This window comes from Arthrobacter sp. K5, assembly GCF_040448525.1.
Classification (GTDB): domain Bacteria; phylum Actinomycetota; class Actinomycetes; order Actinomycetales; family Micrococcaceae; genus Arthrobacter; species Arthrobacter globiformis.
Genome location: NZ_CP159279.1, coordinates 1,031,192 through 1,057,206, shown reverse-complemented (window position 1 = coordinate 1,057,206; position 26,015 = coordinate 1,031,192). Strand labels below are relative to the sequence as shown.

The following is a 26,015-nucleotide window of genomic DNA, read 5'->3' as shown; positions in this document are numbered from 1 at the left end:
GTCAAAGATGTCACCAGACAGCCGAAAAGTCGAAGCCCCACCAACGGCAAAACGCTGATGGGGCTTCCCCTTTGCCCAAAAACAGTGGGCCAAAACCGAGGCCCAAAAACCGAAGCCCCACCAGCGTCAGGCTGATGGGGCTTCGAAGTGTTCGGCCTGGTCTAATCAGGCCTGCGCCGGCTCCTCGGCCGGGGCCAGCTCCACGTTGCTGACCGTAAGCTCGCCCTCGCCCGTGTTGAGCGAGATCTCCTGCGCGTTGGCCGCGGCCCTGAGGTCTCCGAGCCCTGCCTGAAGCTGGGCCACGAGCGACTCCGGGGCCGTAATCGTGGCCGACAGGACCTCGGTGCGCTGCTTGACCTTGGCCTCGGACTTGGCCTTCCGGATGCCGCTGAGCGCAATGCCCACGGTGCCCAGCATGCCGGTGTCGCCGTCGGTGATCTCCAGCGGCGCCGGCCACGCGGCACGGTGCACGGAACCGGTCCGCCACCAGCTCCAGACCTCTTCGGTGGCGAAGGGCAGGAACGGCGCGAAGAGGCGCAGCAGCGAATCCAGTGTGGTGGCCAGGGCTGCCAGCACGGAGGCCTGTTCGGTCTCGCCGGCGGCACCGTACGCGCGGTCCTTGATCAGTTCGACGTAGTCGTCGGTGAACTGCCAGAAGAACGATTCGCTGATCTGCAGAGCCCGGGCGTAGTCGTAGTTGTCGAACGCCTTGGTGGCCTGGGCGACGACGTCGGAGAGCTGCGCCAGCAATGCCCGGTCCAGGGGGTTGGTCAGGACGGAAAGGTCCGTGGAGACCACCGAGTTTTCCGTGGCGCCAAGGTTCAGGACGAACTTCGAGGCGTTCAGCAGCTTGATGGCCAGGCGGCGGCCGATCTTCATCTGGGCGATCTCATAGGCCGTGTCGGCGCCCAGGCGTGCGGAGGCAGCCCAGTAGCGGACGGCATCGGAGCCGTACTCGGTCAGGACGTCCGTCGGCACCACCACGTTGCCCTTGGACTTGGACATCTTCTTCCGGTCCGGGTCCAGAATCCAGCCGGAGATGGCCGCATGCTTCCAGGGCGCGACGTCCTGCAGGGCGTCGGCGCGTACGGCGGAAGAGAACAGCCAGGTGCGGATGATGTCGTGCCCCTGCGGGCGCAGGTCGAACGGGAACACCTTGGCGAACAGGTCCTCGTCCCGGCTCCAGCCTCCCACGATCTGCGGGGTCAGGGAGGAAGTGGCCCAGGTGTCCAGCACGTCAGCGTCACCGGTGAAGCCGTTGGGCTGGTCGCGCTGGGATTCGTCGTAGCCCGGTGCGGCGTCGGCCGCAGGGTCCACGGGCAGCAGGTCGTCGGACGGGAGGACAGGGTTGTCGTAGTCCGGGTTGCCCTGGGCGTCCAGCGGGTACCAGACCGGGATCGGCACGCCGAAGAAGCGCTGGCGGGAGACCAGCCAGTCACCGTTGAGGCCCGCAATCCAGTTCTCGTACCGGGAGCGCATGAAGGACGGGTGGAAGTCGATGTCCTGCCCGCGGCCGATCAGACGTTCGCGGCGGTCCTCGTCGCGGCCGCCGTTGCGGATGTACCACTGCCGGGATGTGACCACCTCGAGGGGCTTGTCACCCTTCTCGAAGAAGTTCACCGGGTGGGTGATCTTCTTGGGCTCACCGTCGAGCAGGCCGGCTGCCGTGAGCAGCTCCACGACGGCCTCCTTGGCGGAGAAGACCGTCTTGCCGGCGATCGCGGCGTAGGCCTCGCGGCCGGCATCCGTGGTGATCCACTCCGGAGTCTCGGCGAGGATGCGGCCGTCGCGGCCCACGATCGCGCGGGTGGGGAGCTGGAGTTCGCGCCACCAGGTCACGTCGGTCAGGTCACCGAACGTGCAGACCATCGCGATGCCCGAGCCCTTGTCCGCCTTGGCCAGCGGGTGCGCCTTGACCTCCAGCTCGACGTCGAACAGGGGGGACGTGACGGTCTTGCCGAACAGCGGCTGGTACCGCTCGTCGTCGGGGTTTGCCACCAGGGCGGCGCAGGCCGCGAGCAGTTCGGGGCGGGTCGTCTCGATGAAGATCTTCTCGCCGTCGGCGGTGAAGAACGGGTAGCGGTAGTACGCGCCGGGGACCTCGCGGTCCTCGAGCTCGGCCTGCGCCACGGCGGTGCGGAACGTGACGTCCCAGAGGGTGGGGGCCTCGGCCATGTAGGCATCGCCGGCGGCCAGGTTCGCGAGGAACGCGCGCTGGGAGACGGCCCGTGAGGTGTCGTCGATGGTGCGGTAGGTGAGGTTCCAGTCGACGGACAGGCCAAGGGTCTGGAACAGGTTCTCAAAGACCTTTTCGTCCTCGACGGCCAGCTCTTCGCAGAGTTCGATGAAGTTCTGCCGCGAGACGACGTCGAAGTCCCGCTGGTTCTTCGCCGGCTGGGCCGGCGGCTGGTAGTCCGGGTTGTACGGGATGGCGGGATCGCAGCGGACACCGTAGTAGTTCTGGACGCGGCGCTCGGTGGGCAGGCCGTTGTCGTCCCAGCCCATGGGGTAGAAGACGTTCTTGCCGGTCATGCGCATGTAGCGGGCCTGCACGTCGGTCTGCGTGAAGGAGAACATGTGGCCCACGTGGAGGGAACCGGAAGCGGTGGGCGGGGGAGTGTCGATCGAGTAGACCTGTTCCCGGGTGGTGTCCGGGTCGAACCGGTAGGTTCCTTCCTCGAGCCAGCGCTGCGTAAGGGCAGCCTCCAGGCCTTCCAGGGCCGGCTTGTCGGGGACGTTGATGGGGGCGGTGGCGGGCGTGTCTGTACCCTGCGTTGATTCAGCCATGGAGCAATTGTTTCATGCCGGGCGTTTGTTTCCGGCCCGCAGCGCGTGCCCGCTGCCGGGCGGCGGGAGTAGCATGCGGCCTATGGCCAAAGCACGCGCTTCCTTTGCGATCAAACGCATCTATGAGGAACCGGCGCACGACGACGGCTGCCGGGTTCTGGTGGACAGGCTCTGGCCGCGCGGGGTCAGCAAGGAACGGGCCCAGCTGGAGCTGTGGCTCAAGGACGTCGCGCCGTCGCCGCCTCTGCGGCAGGAATTCGCCCACATGCAGGAGCGGTTCGAGGACTTCCGTGCCCGATACGAGGACGAACTGGCGGGCAATCCGGCGGTGGACCAGCTCGTGGACCTGGCGGCACAGCACGGGAAGGTGACGCTGCTGTACGCGGCCCGGGATCCGGAGGTGAACCATGCCAGGGTCCTGCTGGAGTTCCTGGCGGCGCGTGGTCGAGCCAAGTGAACCCTCCGAAAAAGGTCAGCGGTTCGCGGAAGTAAACATTGGGCTCGCCCACCTACGGTTGGCGCTAGGGTGGTGCCATGACTGAGGTTTCCGCAAGCTCTGACGTGTCCAGCAATAAAGCCGCCCTCGTAACGGGTGCCAGCTCCGGCATTGGTGAGGCCACCGTGCGCGCGCTCCGTGCCGATGGCTGGACCGTGTACGCCGTCGCCCGCCGCCAGGAACGGCTGGCCGCGCTGGAAGCCGAGACCGGCGCCGTCGCCCTGGCCGCGGACATCGCCGAGGACGCGGACGTTGCCCGCCTGCTGGCAGACGTGACCTCCGCCGGCGGGATCGACACGCTGGTCAATATCGCCGGCGGTGCCCGCGGGGCGGACCGTGTGGGGCAGGCCGTGACCGACGACTGGGAGTGGATGTACCGCGTGAACGTCCTCGGCACCATGAAGCTCACGCGCGCCTTCCTGCCAATGCTGCGCGAAAACGGCGAGGGCACCGTCCTGAACCTGACCTCCACCGCCGGGCTGGATGCCTATGAAGGCGGGGGCGGCTACAACGCCGCGAAGTTCGCCCAGCATGCCCTGACCGGGGCGCTGCGGCTGGAAGAGGCCGAGCACAACGTCCGGGTCATCGAGATCGCGCCCGGCCTGGTCCAGACCGAGGAATTCGCCCTCAACCGGCTGGGTGACGCTCAGGCCGCCGGCAAGGTGTACCAGGGCGTGGAGAAGCCGCTCACCGCCGGGGACGTGGCCGACGTGGTGCGCTACGCCGTGAGCGCACCGCACCACGTGAACCTCGACCAGATCGTCATCCGACCGGTGGCGCAGGCCTCGAACTACAAGCTGATCCGCAAACAGGCCTGAGCAGGCTAGCCGTCCTCTATCCGTTCGCGGGGACGTCCAGCGTGGCCAGCACGGCGGCATGGTCCGTCCCGGCGACCCGGTGCACGGCATAACCCGACGCAGGAATCCGCGCGCTGGTGACCACGTGGTCGATGGTGATGCCGGGCAGCGGCCGGCCGTCCATCGGCCAGGTGGGCGTGAACCGCGCCCCGGATGCCGTGCCGACGTCCACCAGCTTCCGGCCACCCGGGCCGCCGTCGAGCAGCCTGCGGAACTCGGAGTGGTCGTAGGTGGCGTTGAAATCGCCGAGCAGGAGCTGGTTGCCCTGGCCGTCCGTCCCGTTTCGGGCCACCAGGCGGCCCAGCGATTCCAGGTCGCTGCGCCACTGCCCCACGCGGCCAGCCACCGGCGGGACGGTGTGCACGTTCGTGACCTCGAGCGTGGCGGCCGCCCTTCCCGGGCTTGTGTTGCCGGAGGTTGTGTTGCCGGCACCCGCAACGGGCACTGTCAGCCGGAAGGTCGGAATCTGGAACGGCCTGTCGGGAATCAGCCCGATGGCCTGGATGGGGTGTTTTGAGTACGTTGCGCTGCCGGAGCCGTTGTCCACGGGGCTGCTGATCCGGTTGGGAAGGAGGGTCCCCAATCCCTCGGCGGCGAGCCGGTCTTCCAGCGCCTGGGTGTGCTCCTGGATGGCGAGCAGTTCCACCCCGTTGTCCCGTACCAGCCGGACGATTTCGGCGGCGTCGGCCCTGCCGAAGCGGGAATTGATGCTCATCACCGTCAAAGGAACCGTACTGCCGGGATCGGCGGCGCCGGCGCCCGTCCCGCCTGCCTCCGTTTGTCCTGCGCCGGCCTGTACCGCGTCCGCTCTACCCGCGTCCGGCGCCCACAGCCAGAAGAGCAGGACTCCGAGGAGCAGTACGGCAGCGGCCGTGACCACGGGCCGCCGGCCCAGCAACGCCAGGGCAAGTGCCAGGGCGGCAGGAATCACCAGCCACGGCGTAAAGGACAGCAGCTGCACCACCTGCGTGGGCCACTCGGCCGGGATGGCACGGAACACCGAAAGCGCTGCGGCCGGCAGGAGAATGCAGAGCGCCAACACCCGGGCCGAAGCAGTCATGGACCGAGTCTAGGCCGAGGGCGCTCATGGTTGTGGCCGCCGCGGCCACAGCAGTTAGACTGGATCCAACAGCTTTGACCCGGCAATCACCGGTGAGCTTCCGGAAGAACACCCGGCCCGCGATGCTGACAACCGATCGCGGGGACCAGGCCAGTAGAACCGGACGGGTAAGCCCGTCACAGCAGCAAATGAGCGGCCGCCGTCGAACCCCCTCGGGGTTGGGCAGCGGTAAGTGAGGTGGTACCGCGGTGCCGGTGCAGTCGCATGACTGCGGACGCGCCGTCCTCGCATCCTGAATGTTCCACTTGTTCACCAGCTCAACCCAGGATGTCGAGATGACGTATTACCCCAAGGCCTCAGCAGTCCCGTCCGGTCCGGGCTCCTCTGCAGGAGTGTCCGCCTCCGTGAAGTTCCCGGAGATCGAGGAGCGGATCCTCAAGTACTGGGATGAGGACGGTACCTTCCAGGCAAGCATCGACCAGCGCAGCGCCGACCTTCCCGGCGGCGCCCCAGGCAGCAACGAATTCGTCTTCTACGACGGCCCGCCCTTCGCCAACGGCCTGCCGCACTACGGCCACCTGCTCACCGGCTACGCCAAGGACCTGGTGGGCCGCTACCAGACGCAGCGCGGAAAACGCGTTGAACGCCGCTTCGGCTGGGACACCCACGGCCTGCCCGCCGAGCTGGAAGCCATGAAACAGCTGGGCATGACGGACAAGACCCAGATCGAGGCCATGGGCATCGACAAGTTCAACGACGCCTGCCGCGCCTCCGTCATGAAGTACGCCAACGAATGGCAGGCGTACGTTACCCGCCAGGCCCGCTGGGTGGACTTCGACAACGACTACAAGACACTCAACGTCGAGTACATGGAGTCCGTGCTGTGGGCTTTCAAGCAGCTGCACGAGAAGGGCCTGACGTACAACGGCTACCGCGTGCTGCCGTACTGCTGGAAGGACGAGACGCCGCTGTCCAACCATGAGCTGCGCATGGACGACGACGTGTACAAGAACCGCCAGGACCAGACCGTCACGGTGACCTTCCCCGTCAAGGCGGGGGAGTCGGAACTGTCCCGGCAGCTGGCCGGTGTGCAGGCGCTCGCCTGGACCACCACGCCCTGGACGCTGCCCACCAACCTGGCGCTCGCCGTCGGGCCTTCCATCAGCTACGCCGTGCTGCCCGCCGGACCGAACGGCGTCAAGGCCGCCTCGGCGGAGGCCCCGGTCACCGGCAGCTTCCTGCTCGCCGAGGACCTGCTGGGCACCTACGCCAAGGACCTGGGGTACGACGACGCCGCTGCCGCGGCCGCCGCCGTCACGTCCACCCACACCGGCGCCGAACTCGAGGGACTCACCTACGAGCCGCTCTGGCACGACTTCGCCGACACCGAAAAGTACGGCACCCAGAACGCCTGGCAGTTCCTCGTGGCCGACTACGTCACCACCACCGACGGCACCGGCATCGTCCACCAGGCCCCGGCCTACGGTGAAGACGACCAGAAGGTCTGCGAGGAAGCCGGCATCCCCGTGGTCCTCTCCGTGGACGAGGGCGCCAAGTTCCTGCACCTGTTCGCCCACGGCGACCTGCACGACATCGTCGGGCTGCAGGTTTTCGAGGCCAACAAGCCCATCACCCAGGTGCTCCGTGCCCAGGGCCGCCTGGTCCGCCAGGCCAGCTACGAGCACAGCTACCCGCACTGCTGGCGCTGCCGCAACCCCCTGATCTACCGCGCAGTCTCCTCCTGGTACGTCGAGGTCACCAAGTTCCGCGACCGGATGTCCGAGCTGAACCAGGAGATCAACTGGATCCCCGGCAACGTCAAGGACGGCCAGTTCGGCAAGTGGCTCGCCAACGCCCGCGACTGGTCCATCAGCCGCAACCGCTACTGGGGCAGCCCCATCCCGGTGTGGCAGTCCAGCGATCCCGAGTACCCGCGCACGGACGTGTACGGCTCCCTCGCGGAAATCGAGGCCGACTTCGGCCGGCTGCCGCTGAACAAGGATGGCCTGGTGGACCTGCACAGGCCGTTCATCGACGAGCTGACCCGGCCCAACCCGGACGATCCCCGCACCCCCGAAGAGGGCCAGTCCGTCATGCGCCGCGTGGAGGACGTGCTGGATGTCTGGTTCGACTCCGGCTCCATGCCTTACGGCCAGGTGCACTACCCGTTCGAGAACGAGGCCTGGTTCGACACCCACAACCCGGCCGACTTCATCGTGGAGTACATCGGACAGACCCGCGGCTGGTTCTACATGCTGCACATCCTGTCCACCGCGCTGTTTGACCGCCCGGCCTTCCGGAACGTCATCAGCCACGGCATCGTGCTGGGCTCCGACGGCCAGAAGATGTCCAAGAGCCTGCGCAACTACCCGGACGTCTCCGAAGTGCTGGACCGTGACGGCTCCGACGCCATGCGCTGGTTCCTCATGTCCAGCCCCATTCTGCGCGGCGGCAACCTCGTGGTCACCGAACAGGGCATCCGCGACGGCGTCCGCCAGGTCATCCTGCCGCTGTGGAACGTGTACAGCTTCTTCACCCTGTACACCAACGCTGCTGCCGGAGGTCAGGGCTACGACGCCAAGCTGCGCTACGACGGCTATTCCGACACACTGGACCAGTACCTGCTGGCCAACACCGGCGACCTCGTCCGGAACATGACAGCCCAGCTGGACACCTACGACATCTCCGGGGCCTGCGACGAACTCCGCAGCTACCTGGACATGCTCACCAACTGGTACGTCCGCCGCAGCCGGCAGCGCTTCTTTGACGAGAGCGCCGACGCCTTCGACGCCCTCTACACCGCCCTGGAGGCTGTCTGCCGCGTGGCTGCGCCGCTGCTGCCGCTGGTCTCCGAGGAGATCTGGCGCGGCCTCACCGGCGGCCGCTCCGTGCACCTCGCCGACTGGCCGGACCCGCAGCTGTTCCCGTCCAACGCCGCCCTGGTCGAGGCCATGGACCGCGTGCAGCAGATCTGCTCCACCGGCTCCTCGCTCCGGAAGGCCGCCAACCTGCGCGTCCGACTGCCGCTGCAGGAACTGACCGTCGTGGCACCCGGCGCAGATGCGCTGGAAGGCTTTGCCGCCGTCGTTGCCGACGAACTGAACCTGCGCTCGGTCCGCCTGCTGGATGCCGCCAGCGCCTCTCCGGAGGAGTTCGGCATCGAGCAGAAACTCGTGGTCAACGCCCGGGCCGCCGGCCCGCGCCTCGGCAAGAACGTGCAGCTGGCCATCAAGGGGTCCAAGTCCGGCGACTGGTCCGTCTCCGACGCCGGTGTGGTCACCGCGGGCGGCCTTGAGCTGGAACCGCAGGAATACACGCTGGAGACCGTGGTGGCAGAGTCCGACGGCGGTTCCGCAGCTGCGTCTTCTGCTGCCGCAGTGCTCCCCACCGGCGGCTTCGTGGTTCTGAACACCGAGGTCACCCCCGAGCTCGAGGCAGAAGGCCTGGCCCGTGACATGGTCCGTGCCATCCAGCAGGCGCGCAAGGACGCCGCGCTGAACGTGAGTGACCGGATCCGGACCACCGTGAACGCCGCGCAGAACGTCATCGACGCCCTGCTGGCGAACGCCGAACTGGTGAAGACCGAAACGCTGACACTCGAGCTGGAGGCCGTGCCGGCCGACGCGGCGGAACCGCGCATCACTGTCGAAAAAGTGGGGGCCTGAGACATGACCGACGAATTCTCCGTGGAGAGCGTCTACGCCGAGCTGCTGGGCCGGGCGCCGGAAAACAAAATGGAGCCCCGGCTTGCGCCGCTGTTCCGGGCCATGGATGTGCTCGGGGAGCCGAATAAGGCCTATCCGATCATCCACATCACCGGAACCAACGGCAAAACGTCCACGGCCCGGATGATCGAGGCCGGCCTGCGCGCCCACGGCCTCAGCACCGGGCGCTACACCAGCCCGCACCTGTCCAAGGTGACGGAGCGGATCAGCCTGGACGGCGCGCCCGTCTCCGACGAGACGTTCGTGCGCATCTGGGACGAGATCCGGCCCTACCTGCAGATCGTCGACGACGAACTCACCGCCGAGGGCCAGCCCCGGCTGACGTACTTCGAGTGCCTGACCATCCTGGCTTTCGCCGTGTTCGCCGACCAGCCGGTCAACGTGGCGATCATGGAGGTGGGGCTCGGCGGCATCACCGACGCCACCAACGTGGGCGACGGCCAGGTGTCCGTGGTGACCCCGATCTCCCTCGACCACACCGACCTGCTGGGCGACACCACCGAGGACATCGCCTACGAGAAAGCCGGCATCATCAAGCCCGGCGGCTTCCTCGTCAGCGCGGCCCAGCCGCTGGATGCTGCGCAGGTCCTGCTGGAGAAGGCCAAGGAGGTGCAGGTACCGTTCCGCTTCGAAGGCGTGGAATTCGGCGTCGAGTCGCGGCAGGTCGCCGTCGGAGGCCAGGTGGTGACCGTCCAAGGCATCGCCGGACGCTACCCGGACCTCATGGTTCCGCTGCACGGTGCCCACCAGGCCGAGAACGCCGCCGTGGCCGTGGCGGCCCTGGAGGCGTTCCTTGGCGGCGGGGAGAAGGAGCTGTCCTTGGAGGTCCTGCAGGAGGCATTCGCCACCGTCTCGTCCCCGGGCCGGCTCGAGGTTGTGCGGACAGCCCCCACCATCATCGTGGACGCTGCCCACAACCCGGGCGGCATCCGGGCCTCGGCCGAGGCAATCCAGGAGGCCTTCAGCTTCAGCAAGCTGGTGGTCGTGGTGGGCGTGCTCAAGGAAAAGGACGCCGGGGAGATCCTGCGCCAGCTCAAGGAATCACTGGGCGACCTCGCGGAGGAATTCTGCTTCACCCAGTCCAATTCGCCGCGGGCGGTGCCCGCAGCGGAGCTGGCGGAGCTCGCCGTCGACCTCGGCTTTGGCGAGGAAAACGTGCACATCGCCGAGAAGCTGGACGACGCACTGGAGTGGGCCGTTGAGCGCGCCGAAGCCAACGACGACCTCGCCGGCGGCGTGCTGGTGACCGGGTCGATCACACTGGTGGCGGACGCCCGCATCCTGCTTGGCAAGGCAGCCGCCTGATGGCGCGGCTCACCAAGGCCCAGCGTGAATGGCGCCCGGGGATGCCCAAGAAGCGCCGGTCCACCAAGGTCATGTTCGCCTCGACGGTCCTGCTGCTGGAAGCCTTCGTGGTCTTCTTCGCCACGCTGGCCGTATTCGGCCTGCGCCGTGCCGAGATCTCCCCGGCGCTGATCCTGTCCGTGGGCATCGGACTGAGCGTGGTGCTGATCCTGGCCTGCGCCGTGCTGTCCAAGCCCTGGGGCATCGGGCTGGGCTGGGTCCTGCAGCTGGTGCTGATCCTCAGCGGCTTCGCGGAACCCATGATGTTCCTTGTGGGCGCGCTGTTTGCCCTCGCCTGGTGGTACGGCATCCGGGCCGGCATCCGGATTGACCGCGAGTCCGCCCAGCGGGACCGCGAGCAGGCCGAGTGGGAGGCCGCCCACCCTGAGGCCTCCGGCAGTGAAGGCACCGGCCAGACCCCGTAGACTTACCGTCGAAACCCACAACCAACCTCATTGGAGCACCTGTGAGCATTGAGCGCACCCTTGTCCTGATCAAGCCGGACGGCGTCACCCGCAACCTGACGGGCGAAATCCTCAAGAGGATCGAAGCCAAGGGCTACACCCTGGCCGAACTCAAGAAGACCAACGCCAGCCGGGAACTGCTCGAGCAGCACTACGAGGAGCACGTGGGCAAGCCGTTCTACGAGCCGCTCGTGGAGTTCATGCTCAGCGGCCCCGTCGTCGCAGCGATCTTCGAAGGCCACCGCGTCATTGAAGGCTTCCGGTCGCTGGCCGGCACCACCGACCCCACGACGGCGGCCCCCGGCACCATCCGCGGCGACTTCGGCCGCGACTGGGGCCTGAAGGTCCAGCAGAACCTCGTCCACGGCTCGGACTCCGTGGACTCGGCCGAGCGCGAAATCAAGATCTGGTTCCAGGCCTAAGCCTTCGGCCAGTTATGCGCGCCGGCAGGTCAGGCGCGAACGTACAGTTGTGGCCCCTCACTCCTCGGCAGTGGGGGGCCACAACTGTACGTTCGCGCAATTGAGCGGGGCCTAAGTGTGCGTTCGCGCTGCTAGAAGCCTGAGGTGCCGGCGAACACCTGGATGAAGGCGAAGAAGATCGTCGCAATCACGGCAACATAGAGCAGCGCCGTGATGATCCAGCCCGAGTCGCCCAGGATCCGGGCCAGGCCCGCCGGTGCGGGAATCACGCCGTGGACCACGTTCCGCACGGTCACCCAGACAAAAAGCGGAATCATCGCTGCCCAGACAACCATGCAGAACGGGCACAGGATGCGGATGGAGTACAGGGCCTGGGACCACAGCCACACCACGAAGATGAAGCCGAGCGTGATGCCGGCCTGCAGCCCGAGCCAGTACCAGCGGGCGAACCGGGCGCCGGCAAGCAGCGCCATTCCCGCGGTGATCGTGACGGCGAAGGCGACAATTCCGATGAACATGTTCGGGAATCCGAAGAGTGAACTCTGCCACGTCTGCATGACCTGCCCGCAGGAAATCCAGGGGTTCACGTCGCAGACGGTGGCGTGGTTGGGATCCTTGAGGACCTCGAGCTTTTCCAGCACCAGGATGCCCGACGCCAGCCAGCCCACGACGCCGGTGATGACCAGCAGCCAGCCGAAGGGGCGGTCGCGTGTCATGGCCGGTACGGCGGCACCGGCCCGTGCCGCGGCGGGTCCGGCACCGTCCTGGTGGTCCTGTTCGTAGTCCGTGCCTGTCGAAGGCGATATGCGTGGCATGGGATGGCGTCCTTTGTCCGGGGTGCTCCTGCCCAGATTGTATCGCCGCCAGCTTGGGGCAGTCTGTACTCACCGCCAAAGGCCGCATTGACCGGCTTTGTCACACAATTACAGCGTATTTGAACAGCAATATGAGAGAATAAACGTGGCTGGAGAGCGAACCACATTCGAACTCCAGTCCGGTGGCTTGTTCCCAAGACCGCCAATGAGCAGTGGTGCAGGCTTTGGAAAGAAGATCCAGCCTCCCACCTTCCATTGGACGGCACCTGGTTGTGGATGTCAGAAACAACGGGTTCCAGTAACAATCCCGCCGGCCTGTCAGGCCTGCCGCACCCCACTGCCGGTGCGAGCCTGCTGGTATCCAATTGACTTCTGTCAATGCCTGCGGGTTTTGACAATATGTGCCCCAATGGGTGCCGAATGTGGCGGTACGTCAGGGGCAGGAGTGTTGCCACATATGGATAATGACCAGGTTATAGCCGTGAATGTTGAACCGGCTGCCGCCGGCGAAGCCGCCGAGGCTCCCAAGAAAGCCACCAGGACACGGCGCAAGGCGCCGCCCAAGGCCACAGCAGCGGACGCGGAGTCCGCGGCCTCGCCTGACACTGCAGCGGCTGACACCGCAGCAGCTGATACCGCAGTGCCGGAGTCCGCTGTCGCCGAAAGCAGCGCCGAGGCCCCGGCCAAGACCCCGGTGCGCCGGACCCGCGCCCGGAAGAAGGCTGCCGAAGAGCCGTTGCCCGCGTTTGCGGAAGCCGCCGGGGCCGAAGTTGACGTGAAGGAAGCCGGCGAACAGGCAGCCGCCACGGAGCAGGCAGTCGAGGCTGCGGCCGCTCCGGCCGCCGAGGAACCTTCTGCCGAGTCAAAGCCTGTGCGCCGCCGCCGGGCAACAAAACCGAAAGCCGCGGAGCCGGCCGAAAGCCCCGTTGAGCCGGCGGAGTCTGCCGAGCCTGCCGCCGCCGCGACTGCCACTGAGACGGCGTCAACCGGACGGACGGAGGTGCCCGCCCCGGCTGCTGGCGCCCCTGCAGCCCAGGCAGCGCCGGCCGGAGCAGCCCCTGCCGTACAGGTGGCTGCACAGGAAGCCGGTGCCGAGGAAGAGCCCGAAGAAGAGGCTGCCGGGCAGTCGCCCCTGGGTTCGCTCTTCCTGGAGCCTGCCTCAGTTACATCGATCATCTTCCAGGCCCCTGACCTGAACACCGTCATCCGCCCTGCCGCTCCCGCCAAAGAGGACGTGGCAGCCGAGGAGGGCGAGGACGAGCTGGAGGACGAGGGCGGCCGCCGCCGGCGGCGCAGCCGCGGCCGCCGCGGCCGCAGCCGGACCGACCGCGAGCTTACCGACGGCGACGAGGGAACTGACGATTCTGACGAAGCCGGCGAAGACGAGGGGGCGCAGCCGGAAGACGGCGTGACGTCCCGCCGTCGCCGTCGCCGCCGCCGCGGTGACCAGGACCTGGAACTGACCGGCGGGGGAGACGACGATCCCCCCAACACGGTCACCCGCGTCCGTGCCCCGCGGACCATCAGCGAGGCGCCGGCGAGCAACCGCGTCACCAGCGTCAAGGGATCCACCCGCCTGGAGGCCAAGAAGCAGCGCCGCCGCGAATCGCGGGACACGGGCCGCCGCCGCACCGTGATTACCGAGGCCGAGTTCCTGGCCCGTCGGGAATCCGTGGACCGCCAGATGATCGTCCGCCAGCGCGACGACAGAATCCAGATCGGTGTCCTGGAGGACGGGGTCCTGGCTGAGCATTTCGTCTCCAAGACGCAGCAGGACTCCCTGATCGGCAACGTCTACCTGGGCAAGGTCCAGAACGTCCTGCCGTCCATGGAAGCCGCTTTCGTGGACATCGGACGCGGCCGCAACGCCGTGCTGTACGCCGGTGAGGTCAATTGGGACGCAGCCACCCTTGAAGGCAAGCAGCGCCGGATCGAAAACGCGCTGAAGTCCGGCGACTCCGTCCTGGTCCAGGTGACCAAGGACCCGGTGGGCCACAAGGGTGCACGGCTCACCAGCCAGATCTCCCTGCCCGGCCGGTATCTCGTGTATGTCCCCGGCGGGTCCATGACCGGCATCTCCCGCAAGCTGCCCGACGTCGAACGGAACCGCCTGAAGCGGATCCTCAAGGACCGCCTCCCCGAGGACGCGGGCGTCATTGTGCGGACGGCCGCTGAAGGCGCCTCCGAAGAGGAACTGACCCACGACATCAACCGTCTCCGTGCCCAGTGGGAGGGGATTGAGAGCCAGGCGAAGTCCACCAAGGTACTCGCCCCCGAACTGCTCTACGGTGAACCGGACCTGACCATCAAGGTTGTGCGGGACGTCTTCAACGAGGACTTCTCCAAGCTGATCGTGTCCGGCGACGAAGCGTGGGACACCATCGAGGCCTACGTCACCTACGTTGCTCCGGACCTGGTGGGCCGGCTCGAAAAGTGGACCAGGGACGAGGACATCTTCTCCGCCTGGCGCATTGACGAGCAGATCCACAAGGCACTGGACCGCAAGGTATTCCTGCCGTCCGGCGGCTCGCTGGTCATTGACCGGACCGAGGCCATGACCGTTGTTGACGTCAACACCGGCAAGTTCACCGGCAGCGGCGGCAATCTCGAAGAGACAGTCACCAAGAACAACCTGGAAGCAGCCGAGGAAGTTGTCCGCCAGCTGCGGCTGCGCGACATCGGCGGCATCATCGTCATCGACTTCATCGACATGGTGCTGGAATCCAACCGCGACCTTGTCCTGCGCCGACTGGTGGAATGCCTGGGCCGCGACCGGACAAAGCACCAGGTGGCCGAAGTGACCTCCCTGGGACTCGTGCAGATGACGCGCAAGCGCATGGGCACCGGCCTCCTGGAAGTCTTCGGCGAGCAGTGCGAGGCATGCGCCGGCCGGGGCGTCGTCACCCATGACGAGCCGGTGGAGCACCGCCGCGCCAACACCGTGGCCGCGGAGCACCACGTGCACCGCGCAGAGGTCCAGCCCCCTGCCCGGTCCGAGCGGAAGCGCCGCCGCGGCAAGGGTGGACAGCCGTCCTTCGAGACTGCCCCGGCTGCCCCTGCTGCCGTGCACCATCCGGAACCGTCGGAAGCAGAACGCCACGCCAAGGCTGAAGCGACCCGCGCTGCCCTTGCCAACATCGCGGCAGCAGCCCACGCCGCCCACTTGCACGAGGAAGCAGCGCACAGCGCCGCAGCGTCGGGTGAGGCCGCACGGCCGGCTGCACCCGCGGCCGCAGCACCGGAAAGCCCCGTGGTGCACCGCGCTCCGGAAACGGAGAGCGTCTCCGGACGGCCCGGTGCTGTGCTCACCTTCGGCGGCGAGAAAGTCATTCTTCCGTTTGTGGATCACAGCGAGGAGCCGGTTAAGGAAGAGCCGGCCCTGACGCTGCACCGCCTGGAGGAAGCCTTCGCGCACCTCGGTGCTCCGGCCGCCCCCGGCCCCGCTGAGGAGGAGCATGCTCCTGCCATGGCGCGGCCTGCCAGCCAGCAGCCGGAAGCCCAGCGCGCCGAAAGCGCCGCCGAGCCGTCGCGCAGCCGCCGTCCGCGCCGCAACCGCAGTGCCAGCCGCGCCCAGGGTGCAGCCAACGAGACATCCGTGGAACACCACGAGGTTGCTCCGGTGGCCGCTGCCGGGCACTCGCACGAGGCCAAGGCGCCGGAGACGGGCGATGCACAGGGAGCCCCCAAGGCGGCTCAGCAGCCCGCCAGCGAACCGATCATCCTGGGCGTCGGGGTACCCGCCTCAGAGCTCTAGGACCAGCGAACTCTGAGCTGACTCATGGAAGGTCCGGCACCGCGCCTGCGGTGCCGGACCTTTCTGGGTCAGGCGGATGTGGCACCGGCCAGTGCATGGGTCAATGTCCAGGCGGCGGGGCACAGACCGCGGAAGCCTGTCGCAAACGTCAAATTCCGTGTCCCGGCCCGGACGAACCGCTAGGCTGGGGGACTGACACGGGGTGCCGCGCACGGGCCGGCTGAGATCCAAACCCGTTGAACCTGTCCGGTTAGCACCGGCGAAGGGATGTCTTCCTTGTCATCAGCATCACTCCTGCCCGCACCCGCGGCTGCCGCCGGTTCCCTTCTGGAAACCGTGGCGCCGCCCGGCCGGACCTCCCGCGACGTTCCCCGGGTCCTTGCCATTGCGGGGTCGGATCCGTCCGGCGGCGCAGGCATACAGGCCGACCTGAAGAGTATTGCGGCCCACGGTGGCTACGGAATGGCCGCCATAACGGCCCTCACTGCCCAGAACACCACCGGCGTGCGCGGCGTGCACGTTCCGCCGGCAACCTTCCTGTCAGCGCAACTGGATGCCGTCAGCGACGACATCCAGGTGGACGCCGTGAAGATCGGCATGCTGGGCGATGCACAGGTGATTGCCGCCGTCCGCGGCTGGCTCGAAAAGGTGCGGCCCGGCGTCGTGGTTGTGGATCCGGTGATGGTGGCCACCAGCGGTGACCGCCTCCTGCAGGAGTCCGCGGAGGCAGCCCTCGGCGAACTGCTGCCGCTGGCGGACCTGATCACCCCCAACCTGCCCGAACTGGCCATGCTGCTCGGGGAACCGGAGGCCGCGGACTGGCCCGCCGCCCTTGACCAGGGCAGGCGGCTCGCGGCCCGGACCGGTGCCACGGTCCTTGTCAAAGGCGGTCACCTGAACGGCTCAACCTGCCCGGATGCCCTCGTGAACACGGCCGGGCTGCTGTCTGCTGAGGTGGTGGAGTTTGCGGGCGAACGGATTGGCACGCGGAACAGCCACGGCACCGGGTGCTCGCTCTCCTCGGCCATGGCCACGGCCCAGGCACGGCTGGGCGACTGGGAGGCGTCCCTGCGGGCGGTCAAGCCCTGGCTGGCCGGGGCGCTCCGTACCTCCGGGCAGCTGGAGGTCGGCGCAGGCAACGGACCGATCCACCACTTCCACCACCTGGCCCAGCCCGAACGGAAGGGCGGGTTCGCGGAACTGCTGCGCGCCGAGACCGTTGCCGACCTGGAAGCCATCTATGGCCTGGGCTTCATCCGTGGACTCGCCGAAGGCACCCTGGCGGAGCGGGAATTCGCGTACTACCTGGCCCAGGATGCCATTTACCTCAACGGCTACTCCCGTGTGCTGGCGCGGGCCAGCGCACTCGCGCCGACCGAGTCCGAGCAGCTGTTCTGGGCGCACTCAGCCCAGCAATGCCTGGAGGTTGAATCGGAACTGCACCGCAACTGGCTCAGCACGCGCTCCGTGCAGACGGAACTTGGCCCGGTCACGAAGGCGTATGTGGATCATCTGGTCGCAGCTTCGGCGGGCGGCAGTTACGCGGTGCTGGTCGCCGCCGTCCTGCCCTGCTTCTGGCTGTACGCCGAGGTGGGGGAGACCCTGCACGCCGAATATGTGGCCGCCGGGGCGCAGGCCGGGCACCCTTACGCCGAGTGGCTGCGGACCTACGCCGACGAGGAGTTCGCCGCCGCGACCCTGCGGGCCATCGAAATCGCCGACGACGCCGGCCGGGCCGCGTCGGCAGGGGAGCGTGAAGCGATGATCACCGCGTTCCGGCAGTCCTGCCGCTACGAGGTGGACTTCTTCGACGCGCCGAGCCGTCACAGCTGAGCGGAAACGGGCGCTGCGCCGGGTAAGATAGTCGCGCACGGCATCGGATGTCCGGAACAGCGCCCGTGTGGCGCCTATCACGGACAACCCGCCGGTGCCAGCCTCATTTGCGGCCGACGACGGAATTAGCGTATTCTAGATCTTCGGTGCTTACGCCAACACTTGGGTTATGACCCGGGATCGCCCAATCGGGCTTGTTCCTGGGATAGCTCACGGGTTCCCCCCGGGCAATCCACGGCGTTGAGGCACAGCGAGAGCCAGGCCAATTCATCGGACCCAGGTTCCGCACGCAAATTTAGTAATAGACGTCGAGAGAAGTGAGTGCCCAAGTGGTGTACGCGATTGTCCGCGCAGGCGGCCGCCAAGAGAAGGTTTCCGTTGGAGACTTCGTTACCCTGAACCGCGTCGCCGGTGGAGCTGGCAGCACCATTGAGCTGCCCGCGCTGCTCCTGGTAGACGGCGACAAGGTCACCTCCGCAGCTGCGGACCTGGCCAAGGTAACGGTTACGGCTGAGATCCTCCAGGACCTTCGTGGTCCGAAGATCGTCATCCAGAAGTTCAAGAACAAGACCGGTTACAAGAAGCGCCAGGGTCACCGTCAGGAACTGACCAAGGTCAAGATCACCGGTATCAAGTAACCACCGGTTACTGTTCAGGTTTTCAGCAGATTCCCCAGAATTTAAAGGCAGGCATTCCAAATGGCACATAAAAAAGGCGCGAGCTCCACTCGCAACGGTCGTGACTCCAACGCCCAGTACCTCGGCGTCAAGCGCTTCGGCGGCCAGGTAGTTTCCGCAGGCGAGATCATCGTTCGCCAGCGCGGCACCCACTTCCACCCCGGTGCAGGCGTTGGCCGCGGTGGCGACGACACACTGTTCGCACTGCAGGCAGGCGCTGTTGAATTCGGCACCCGCCGCGGCCGTCGGGTCGTGAACATCGTTGCCGCTGCAGCTGCAGAGTAACAACAGGATCTGAACCGGTGGAGCGGGCCATGATGGCCCGCTCCACTGTTCTTTTAACCGCACTACAATCAATTTGGACGTTCAAGACGGCCGAGTTAAGCAATAGAGGAGATTCACCGTGGCGAGCTTTGTAGACCGGGTAGTACTGCACGTATCTGGCGGTACCGGCGGCCACGGCTGCGTCTCCGTGCACCGTGAGAAGTTCAAGCCCCTGGGCGGACCCGACGGCGGCAACGGCGGCGACGGCGGCGACGTCATCCTGCGCGTCGACTCGCAGACCACCACGCTGCTCGACTACCACCACGCACCCCACCGGCACGCCACGAACGGCGGCCCCGGCATGGGAGACTGGCGCGGCGGCAAGAACGGCGAAACCCTGGTCCTGCCGGTTCCGGACGGAACCGTCGTCAAGACCAAGGACGGCAAGGTCCTTGCTGACCTCGTTGGCGAAGGCACGGAATTCATCGCGGCGTCCGGCGGGCAGGGCGGGCTGGGCAACGCCGCACTGTCCTCCCAGAAGCGGCGGGCCCCGGGGTTCGCCTTGCTTGGCATCGAGGGTGACGCCAGCGACATCGTCCTCGAGCTGAAGTCGATTGCCGACATCGCCCTGGTCGGATTCCCCTCCGCCGGCAAGTCCAGCCTGATCGCGGCCATGTCTGCCGCCCGGCCGAAGATCGCTGATTACCCCTTCACCACCCTCATCCCCAACCTCGGCGTCGTGCAGGCGGGCGACGTCCGGTTCACCATCGCCGACGTCCCCGGGCTCATTGAAGGCGCAAGCGAAGGCAAGGGCCTGGGGCACAACTTCCTGCGGCACGTCGAGCGGTGCGCCGCTTTGGTGCACGTTTTGGACTGCGGTACGCTGGAATCTGACAGAGATCCACTCTCCGACCTCGCCATCATCGAAGCTGAACTCGAGAAGTACGCCGTTGATATGAGCTATGCCGGCAACGACGGCGAGGTTGTTCCGCTGAACCACCGGCCCCGGTTGGTGGCTTTGAACAAGGTCGACCTGCCTGACGGCAAGGACATGGCCGAGTTCGTCCGCCCGGAGCTGGAGTCGAGGGGCTACCGCGTGTTCGAGGTTTCGGCCACGAGCCACGAAGGCCTCCGGCAACTCGGATTTGCCATGGCGGAGATCGTCAAGGCCGCCCGCGACAGTGTGGAGGCCACACCGCCGAAGGTGCACGCACCGGTACTCCGGCCCCGCGCCGTCAACGAGACCGGTTTCCGGATCCGCCGCGAGGAGAAGAACCTGGAGCCGCTGTTCCGCGTGTTGGGCGAGAAGCCCGTGCGCTGGGTCAAGCAGACGGACTTCACCAACGAGGAAGCCATTGGCTACCTTGCCGACCGGCTGGCCAAGCTCGGCGTCGAAACCGAGCTGTTCAAGCAGGGCGCCAAGCCCGGCGACACCGTAGTGATCGGTGAGGACGACGGCGTGGTGTTCGACTGGGAGCCGACCATGATGGCTGGCGCCGAGCTGCTGGCGTCGCCGCGCGGCACGGACGTCCGGTTCGCAGACATCGGCGACCGTCCCACCCGCAGCCAGAAGCGTGAGGAACAGATCGAACGCCGTGAGGCCAAGGCAGCGGCACGTGCCGAGCTGGAAGCCGAGCGCAAGGCGGGCATCTGGACCGAATCAGTCAGTGGGCGCCGTGCAGCACGGCCGCTCAAGGAGAGTGGACTGAACACCCAACATGAGGAGTGAACCCGCACACGTGTCTGATAATTCCGCAATTGTCATCGAGGAACCAAGAACCGACGACCGCAGCATGCTCGCCAGAGCCCGCCGCATTGTCGTCAAGGTCGGATCGTCGTCGCTCACAAGCATCAAGGGCGGAATTTCCGAAGAGGCGTTGATCGAACTCTCCAATGCGCTGGCGGCCAAGAGCAACGAGGGCACCGAAATCATTCTGGTCTCCTCCGGTGCCATCTCCGCGGGGCTGGCACCTCTGGGCCTTATCAAGCGCCCGCGGGACCTGGCAACGCAGCAGGCCGCAGCCAGCGTTGGGCAGGGCCTGCTCATGGCCCGCTACACGCACGCCTTCGCTGCGCACGGCGTGACCGTGAGCCAGGTGCTGCTGACCGCGGATGACCTGATGCGGCGCAGCCACCACCAGAACGCGTTCCGGGCATTGAACCGTCTTCTGAACCTGGGCGTGGTTCCCGTGGTCAACGAGAACGACACCGTCGCCACGCACAAGATCCGCTTCGGCGACAACGACCGGCTCTCGGCCCTCGTGGCCCACCTGGTCCGTGCCGATGCGCTGGTGCTGCTTTCCGACGTCGACTCCCTTTACGACGGCCCGCCCGCAAAGGGGGCCAAGCGGATCCCGCAGGTGGACGGCCCCCAGGACCTGGAAGGCGTCAACATCGGCGCCCCGGGCAAGGCCGGCGTCGGCACCGGCGGCATGCAGACCAAGGTCGAGGCCGCCACGATGGCCGCCGACTCGGGTATTCCCGCCCTCGTCACGTCTACGGCCAACGCGGCCGCCGCCCTGGCCGGCGAAGACGTGGGAACGTGGTTCTCCGTCAACAGCGGCCGCAAGTCCGTGCGCATGATGTGGCTCGCCCACCTGGCGCACGTGCAGGGCCGCCTGCTTCTCGACGACGGCGCAGTGACCGCCGTCCGGGACCATGGCGCCTCGCTGCTGCCGGCCGGTATTACGTCAGTTGAAGGCCACTTTGAATCGGGCGACGCCGTCGAAATGGTGGCGCCCGACGGCACCGTCATCGCCCGCGGCCTGGTCAACTATTCAGCCGACGAACTGCCGCAAATGCTGGGCCGTTCCACCGTGGAACTGGGGGAGTCCCTGGGCCGCGGTTTCGACCGTGAGGTTGTTCACGTTGACGACCTGGTTCTGGTCTAGGCGCCGGACTCGCCTAGACTTGAATGATGACTGAGGCACTGATGAACCAAGCAGCTGAGACATCCAACGACGCTACGATGGTCCCCTTCCTGCCGGCAGACAGCCAGCCCACCCCGGCTGACGTCGAGTCGGCCGTCTACGCCATCGCCGACCGTTCCCGCCAGGCCGCCCGCAGCCTGGGCCGCGCCAACCGGGCCTGGAAAGACAAGGCACTGCGCGCCATCGGGAGCGCCCTGCTCGCAAACAAGCAGCAGATCCTGGCCGCGAACACCAAGGACGTGGAAGCGGGCCGCGCCAACGGCACGTCCGCCGCCCTCCTGGACCGGCTTACCCTGAACGACACCCGCATTTCCGCCCTCGCCGACGCCCTGGAGAACCTGGCCGGGCTGCCCGATCCCGTGGGCAATGTGGTGCGCGGACAGACCCTGCCCAACGGCCTGCGCCTGCGCCAGGTCAATGTCCCCATGGGCGTGGTGGCGGCCATTTACGAGGCGCGTCCGAACGTGACGGTGGACATCGCCGGCCTGGCGCTTAAGAGCGGCAACGCCGTGATCCTCCGCGGCGGTTCGGCTGCGGCCTTCACCAACGAGGCCCTCATCCGTGTGCTGCGCGATGCCCTGGAGTCCGTAGGCCTGCCGGCCGATGCCGTCCAGACGGTGGACCAGTACGGCCGTGAGGGCGCCAATGTGCTCATGCGTGCCCGCGGACGCGTCGACGTGCTGATTCCCCGCGGCGGCCGTGAACTGATCCAGACCGTCGTCAACAATTCCTCCGTGCCGGTCATTGAGACCGGCGAGGGCAACGTCCACATCTTCATCGACGAGTCAGCCAGTGAAGACATGGCAGTGGAGATCCTCCTCAACGCCAAGACGCAGCGCCCCAGCGTCTGCAACACCGTGGAGACGCTCCTTGTGCACTCCGGCTCCACGGTTCTGCCCGCGGTCGCCGCAGCCCTGAGCAAGGCGGGTGTCCGGCTGCATGCCGACGACCGCGTGCGCGCTGCGCTTCCGGCGTCGGTGGAGTCCCTGCCGGCAACGGAAGACGACTGGGCCACCGAGTACATGGACCTGGACCTGGCCGTGGCCATGGTGGACAGCCTGGACGACGCCGTAAAGCACATCCGGACCTGGTCGACGGGACACACCGAAGCCATCCTGACGAATGACCTGCGAAACGCCGAGCGCTTCATCGCGGAAATCGATTCCGCCGCGGTCATCGTGAACGCGTCCACGCGGTTCACCGACGGCGGCGAGTTGGGCCTGGGTGCCGAGGTCGGCATCTCCACGCAGAAGCTTCACGCCCGCGGCCCGATGGGCCTGACCGAGCTGACGACCACGAAGTGGATCGTCCAGGGCGAGGGCCAAGTCCGCGCCTGACATAGCGGTAACATAGTAAAGAAGTCCGGACCGGCGGGAATTTCCGCCGTCGTCATCCTTTTTATTCCTAGGGGAGAAAATGCTGCTCCAGCAGATTGCCGCGTCAGTTGCAGAACACGAAGAGAGGGCACCCTTGTGGGCCGAGCCGTGGGTCTTCGGCCTCTCGATGTTTGCCATCTTCCTAGTGCTGATGTTCGTCACCCTCTCCTACACCAACCTCGGCAACCGCCACACTGCGGTTGATGAGCACTCTGACCCGCACCGCCAGCACCCCAACAAGCACGACCACGGCCAGGGCCACTAACATTTCCGCCGCACTGCACCACAGGGATACGCAGCGCCGGCTGCGGCTGGGCGTGATGGGCGGGACCTTCGATCCCATCCATCACGGCCACCTTGTGGCCGCCAGCGAGGTGGCCGCCAAGTTCGGGCTCGACGAAGTCGTGTTCGTACCTACTGGCCAGCCGTGGCAAAAGTCCAGCAAACAGGTCAGCGAACCCGAGCACCGCTACCTGATGACGGTAATCGCCACGGCGTCGAACCCGCGGTTTACAGTCAGCCGTGTCGATGTGGACCGTCCCGGCCCCACCTACACCATCGACACGCTCCGCGACCTGCGGACGCAGCGGCCTGACGCCGACCTGTTCTTCATCACCGGAGCTGACGCCCTGGCGCAAATCCTGTCGTGGAAGGACATCGACGAGCTGTGGTCGCTTGCCCACTTTGTGGGAGTGACACGGCCAGGCCATGAGCTCGACGGCATGGGCCGAAAGGACGTCAGCCTGCTCGAGGTCCCCGCGATGGCGATCTCGTCAACCGACTGCCGCGCCCGCGTGGCCGCCCATAACCCTGTCTGGTACCTGGTGCCGGACGGAGTGGTGCAGTACATCGCAAAATACGGGCTCTACGCCGCACCGGCCGGGAACAGCAGCTCCGAAACTACCGAGACAAACGATCCAGCCAGCACTGAATGAGTTTGAGATGAGTCAGGAACAGCAACCGATCCGCAGCCGCCGGGAACTGCGCAAGGCCCGGGATGAAGCCCTGGCCAGGAACCGGAACGCCGCCCCTCCGGGTGCCGGCGAGTCAGCCCCTGCCTCGAAACCATCTGCCTCAAAGGGTCCCGCCGCGAACCCGCCTGCTTCGAAGCGTCCGGCCGCCCCCGGCCCGGGCACATCCGCCCCTGCCGGGCCGGAAAAGACGGACTCTTCGCGCGCTTCCGAAGACAACCGGCAGGACGCCGCCACCGGACGCGTGCGCCGCGTTGCGCCGGGCCCCGTGGACTCGCCGCCGGCCGGCTCAGCCGCCGAACGTTCGTCCCAGATCCGTGCCCGCGACAGGGCAGCCCTGCGAACCATCAAGGAGCTGGCCGAAAAGGAAGAGCAGCTCTCCGGCGGCGGCCCGCCGACGCGCCGCCAGCTGCGGCTGATGCAGCTCAAGGAGCAGGCGATTACTTCGGCAATGCCCGTCGTGCCGCCGGCCGACGGCGGGGCCCCCACCGGGAAATCGCCCGCTTCTTCAGCCGGCTCTCCGCCCGCTGCGGCCGGCAAACCGGCTACCGCCACCGGAGCCAAACCTGCCGGCCGGCCCTCCAGCGGTCAGCCCTCCGGCGGTCCGGGTCCGCGGCCCGCGGCGCCGGCGGGGGACGACCTCCCCGAGGGCATGACGGTGGAGCAGGCCCTGGAAGCGCGTGCACTCCTCGCCGAACAGGCCAGGAACCAGATCGCCAAGATGGAACACATCGCGGCGACAGACCCTGAAGCCGTGGATCCGGAAATCCTCGCCCAGCAGATTGCCCTCGCCGAACGCGCCGCCGTGCTCAACAAGCGGGCCATGGCCAAGCAGAAGCTCGCCGAACAGAACACGCCCCAGCAGGGCAGTCAGAACGGTCCATCCACAGCCAGCAACCTCGCCATGGTGACGCCGCTGGAATTCGAACAGGTGCCCGGAGTCGACCGTCCGGTCATGAAGCGGCCGGCCACCTCGCATGTTCCAGTGGTGACCAACCCCGGTCCGCGGGTTCCGGCCCGGAGCAACCGGGCCGCCAAGGCGTCCCGCACCAGCGCGCCGTCCACCGGGCGGTCGCGGGTCATTGCCCGGGCAGAAGCGGCCGCGCGTTCGGCAGCTGCGCCTCCGGCCAGCGCCCGCCAACATGCCTGGACCGATGAGTCCGGCGACGACGTTTCAGCGCTGCCGCCGGTGTCAGCCAAGTCCGCCTACGGGCTGGAGCCCCTGGACGCGGCCACGGCCGGACTCGCCCGGGCCAACCGGCTGAGGCTGATTCAGCTTGGCGTCGTGGCGCTCGGCGCTATCGCCCTCGTCGCCGGCGTCATCATGATCATCAGCGGCCTTTCACGCTGACTTCAGCCAGTACCACCACCTACGCTTTTCATCACCACAAGGAGTCCCGTGACCGCATCCGAATCGTCCGTCACCACAGCCCGGCACGCAGCCAGGGCCGCGGCGGACAAGATCGCCCAGAACATCGTCGCCCTTGACGTCAGCGAACGCCTGGCCCTGGCTGACGTTTTCCTCATCGCCTCGGCACCCAGCGAACGCCAGGTCAACGCCATCGTCGACGGCATTGAAGAGGAACTCATCAAACAGGACCTCCGTCCGGTCCGCCGGGAAGGCCGTTCGGCCGGCCGTTGGGTCCTGCTGGACTACGCCGACGTCGTGATCCACGTCCAGCATGAGGAAGACCGTGTCTTCTATGCCCTGGAGCGTCTCTGGAAGGACTGCCCGGTAGTGGACCTGCAGCTCGGAGACGACGCTTCGGCAAAGGCCGTTGCCGCCGCCGAACAGGAATAGGCCGCGGGTCCGAATATGCCCGATTTGGAATTTTCGGAAACGCTGGTCTAAGATATTTGAGTTGCTTCGGAGAGATCGAAAGCTGAAGCAGCAAGAATACGGGGCTGTGGCGCAGCTGGTAGCGCACCTGCATGGCATGCAGGGGGTCAGGGGTTCGAGTCCCCTCAGCTCCACCGGATAATCCGCCGAAATCGAAAGATTCCGGCGGATTTTTTTTGCCCGAAAGTGGCGCTGACCCTGCTATTCGTATCCCGGCAACGACGTGACAGACGCCACATGTCTTCGATTAGCGTCCTGGCGAATTCTGGACTACGCTGGTCGGGTTGCTTCGGGAAAACGCAAAGATTCCGGAAGAAACAGCTTGGGGCTGTGGCGCAGCTGGTAGCGCACCTGCATGGCATGCAGGGGGTCAGGGGTTCGAGTCCCCTCAGCTCCACCA

20 protein-coding genes, 2 tRNA genes and 1 riboswitch are annotated in these 26,015 nt (G+C 66.9%); of the genes, 19 read left to right on the top strand and 3 right to left on the bottom strand.

Translation table 11 applies throughout. The features are described from left to right. Window positions 1-165: 165 nt before the first annotated feature. Window positions 166-2,787, bottom strand: a complete 2,622-nt coding sequence (gene valS / locus ABRP34_RS04635) for a valine--tRNA ligase (RefSeq protein ID WP_353712431.1) — start codon at window positions 2,785-2,787, stop codon at window positions 166-168. 82 nt (window positions 2,788-2,869) lie between these two features. On the opposite strand from valS, the gene ABRP34_RS04630 reads away from it, so the two are divergent. After that, window positions 2,870-3,244, top strand: coding sequence for a DUF488 family protein (locus ABRP34_RS04630; RefSeq protein ID WP_353712430.1), 375 nt, complete (start codon window positions 2,870-2,872; stop codon window positions 3,242-3,244). Window positions 3,245-3,321: 77 nt separating this feature from the next. Beyond that, window positions 3,322-4,101: an SDR family oxidoreductase gene (locus ABRP34_RS04625; RefSeq protein WP_353712429.1), complete on the top strand. Its 780-nt coding sequence runs from the start codon at window positions 3,322-3,324 to the stop codon at window positions 4,099-4,101. 16 nt (window positions 4,102-4,117) lie between these two features. Here the strand turns inward: ABRP34_RS04625 and ABRP34_RS04620 are convergent, their stop codons facing one another. Beyond that, complete coding sequence (locus ABRP34_RS04620) at window positions 4,118-5,200, bottom strand: endonuclease/exonuclease/phosphatase family protein (protein ID WP_353712428.1); 1,083 nt, start codon at window positions 5,198-5,200, stop codon at window positions 4,118-4,120. 335 nt (window positions 5,201-5,535) lie between these two features. On the opposite strand from ABRP34_RS04620, the gene ileS reads away from it, so the two are divergent. Genes ileS through ndk form a run of 4 tightly spaced genes read left to right on the top strand, consistent with a single transcriptional unit; the run spans window position 5,536 to window position 11,155 of the window. Then, window positions 5,536-8,865, top strand: coding sequence for an isoleucine--tRNA ligase (ileS, locus tag ABRP34_RS04615; RefSeq protein ID WP_003803406.1), 3,330 nt, complete (start codon window positions 5,536-5,538; stop codon window positions 8,863-8,865). A gap of 3 nt (window positions 8,866-8,868) precedes the next feature. Next, complete coding sequence (locus ABRP34_RS04610) at window positions 8,869-10,230, top strand: folylpolyglutamate synthase/dihydrofolate synthase family protein (protein WP_353712427.1); 1,362 nt, start codon at window positions 8,869-8,871, stop codon at window positions 10,228-10,230. Further along, complete coding sequence (locus tag ABRP34_RS04605) at window positions 10,230-10,694, top strand: DUF4233 domain-containing protein (RefSeq protein ID WP_353712426.1); 465 nt, start codon at window positions 10,230-10,232, stop codon at window positions 10,692-10,694. The genes ABRP34_RS04610 and ABRP34_RS04605 overlap by 1 nt, the downstream gene beginning before the upstream one ends. Before the next feature lie 41 nt (window positions 10,695-10,735). After that, entirely contained in the window at window positions 10,736-11,155 is a 420-nt protein-coding gene (gene ndk, locus ABRP34_RS04600; protein WP_003803412.1) for a nucleoside-diphosphate kinase, read from the top strand. Window positions 11,156-11,286: 131 nt separating this feature from the next. On the opposite strand, the gene ABRP34_RS04595 is transcribed toward ndk, so the two are convergent. After that, window positions 11,287-11,970 carry a vitamin K epoxide reductase family protein gene (locus ABRP34_RS04595; RefSeq protein WP_353712425.1) on the bottom strand — a complete coding sequence of 228 codons (684 nt, stop codon included), beginning with the start codon at window positions 11,968-11,970 and terminating at the stop codon, window positions 11,287-11,289. A 457-nt stretch (window positions 11,971-12,427) separates the two neighbouring features. On the opposite strand from ABRP34_RS04595, the gene ABRP34_RS04590 reads away from it, so the two are divergent. The 13 genes from ABRP34_RS04590 to ABRP34_RS04530 all read left to right on the top strand — a co-directional run bounded on the left by ABRP34_RS04590 (window position 12,428) and on the right by ABRP34_RS04530 (window position 26,015). Then, window positions 12,428-15,724: an Rne/Rng family ribonuclease gene (locus tag ABRP34_RS04590; protein ID WP_353712424.1), complete on the top strand. Its 3,297-nt coding sequence runs from the start codon at window positions 12,428-12,430 to the stop codon at window positions 15,722-15,724. 188 nt (window positions 15,725-15,912) lie between these two features. After that, window positions 15,913-16,009: riboswitch (TPP riboswitch) on the top strand. Next, window positions 15,992-17,557 (top strand): bifunctional hydroxymethylpyrimidine kinase/phosphomethylpyrimidine kinase, encoded by a 1,566-nt coding sequence (gene thiD / locus ABRP34_RS04585; protein ID WP_353712423.1) that lies wholly within the window; start codon window positions 15,992-15,994, stop codon window positions 17,555-17,557. It overlaps the preceding riboswitch by 18 nt. Window positions 17,558-17,886: 329 nt before the next feature. Beyond that, window positions 17,887-18,195, top strand: coding sequence for a 50S ribosomal protein L21 (rplU, locus tag ABRP34_RS04580; RefSeq protein WP_003803420.1), 309 nt, complete (start codon window positions 17,887-17,889; stop codon window positions 18,193-18,195). A 60-nt stretch (window positions 18,196-18,255) separates the two neighbouring features. Further along, window positions 18,256-18,519 carry a 50S ribosomal protein L27 gene (rpmA, locus tag ABRP34_RS04575; protein ID WP_003803426.1) on the top strand — a complete coding sequence of 88 codons (264 nt, stop codon included), beginning with the start codon at window positions 18,256-18,258 and terminating at the stop codon, window positions 18,517-18,519. Between the two features lie 118 nt (window positions 18,520-18,637). After that, window positions 18,638-20,227, top strand: a complete 1,590-nt coding sequence (gene obgE / locus ABRP34_RS04570) for a GTPase ObgE (RefSeq protein ID WP_353712422.1) — start codon at window positions 18,638-18,640, stop codon at window positions 20,225-20,227. Window positions 20,228-20,291: 64 nt separating this feature from the next. Then, window positions 20,292-21,389, top strand: a complete 1,098-nt coding sequence (gene proB / locus ABRP34_RS04565) for a glutamate 5-kinase (RefSeq protein WP_353713307.1) — start codon at window positions 20,292-20,294, stop codon at window positions 21,387-21,389. Between the two features lie 77 nt (window positions 21,390-21,466). Next, window positions 21,467-22,765: a glutamate-5-semialdehyde dehydrogenase gene (locus ABRP34_RS04560; protein WP_353713306.1), complete on the top strand. Its 1,299-nt coding sequence runs from the start codon at window positions 21,467-21,469 to the stop codon at window positions 22,763-22,765. Between the two features lie 79 nt (window positions 22,766-22,844). Further along, complete coding sequence (locus ABRP34_RS04555; RefSeq protein WP_353712421.1) at window positions 22,845-23,069, top strand: hypothetical protein; 225 nt, start codon at window positions 22,845-22,847, stop codon at window positions 23,067-23,069. Between the two features lie 55 nt (window positions 23,070-23,124). Further along, the gene (gene nadD, locus ABRP34_RS04550; RefSeq protein ID WP_003803435.1) at window positions 23,125-23,739 is read left to right on the top strand and encodes a nicotinate-nucleotide adenylyltransferase; all 615 of its coding nucleotides are present in this window, start codon (window positions 23,125-23,127) and stop codon (window positions 23,737-23,739) included. Window positions 23,740-23,746: 7 nt separating this feature from the next. After that, window positions 23,747-25,126: a hypothetical protein gene (locus ABRP34_RS04545; RefSeq protein WP_003803437.1), complete on the top strand. Its 1,380-nt coding sequence runs from the start codon at window positions 23,747-23,749 to the stop codon at window positions 25,124-25,126. 48 nt (window positions 25,127-25,174) lie between these two features. Then, window positions 25,175-25,576, top strand: a complete 402-nt coding sequence (gene rsfS, locus ABRP34_RS04540; RefSeq protein WP_353712420.1) for a ribosome silencing factor — start codon at window positions 25,175-25,177, stop codon at window positions 25,574-25,576. A 100-nt stretch (window positions 25,577-25,676) separates the two neighbouring features. After that, window positions 25,677-25,749, top strand: a tRNA-Ala gene (locus ABRP34_RS04535). A 190-nt stretch (window positions 25,750-25,939) separates the two neighbouring features. Further along, window positions 25,940-26,015 (top strand) — tRNA-Ala (locus ABRP34_RS04530).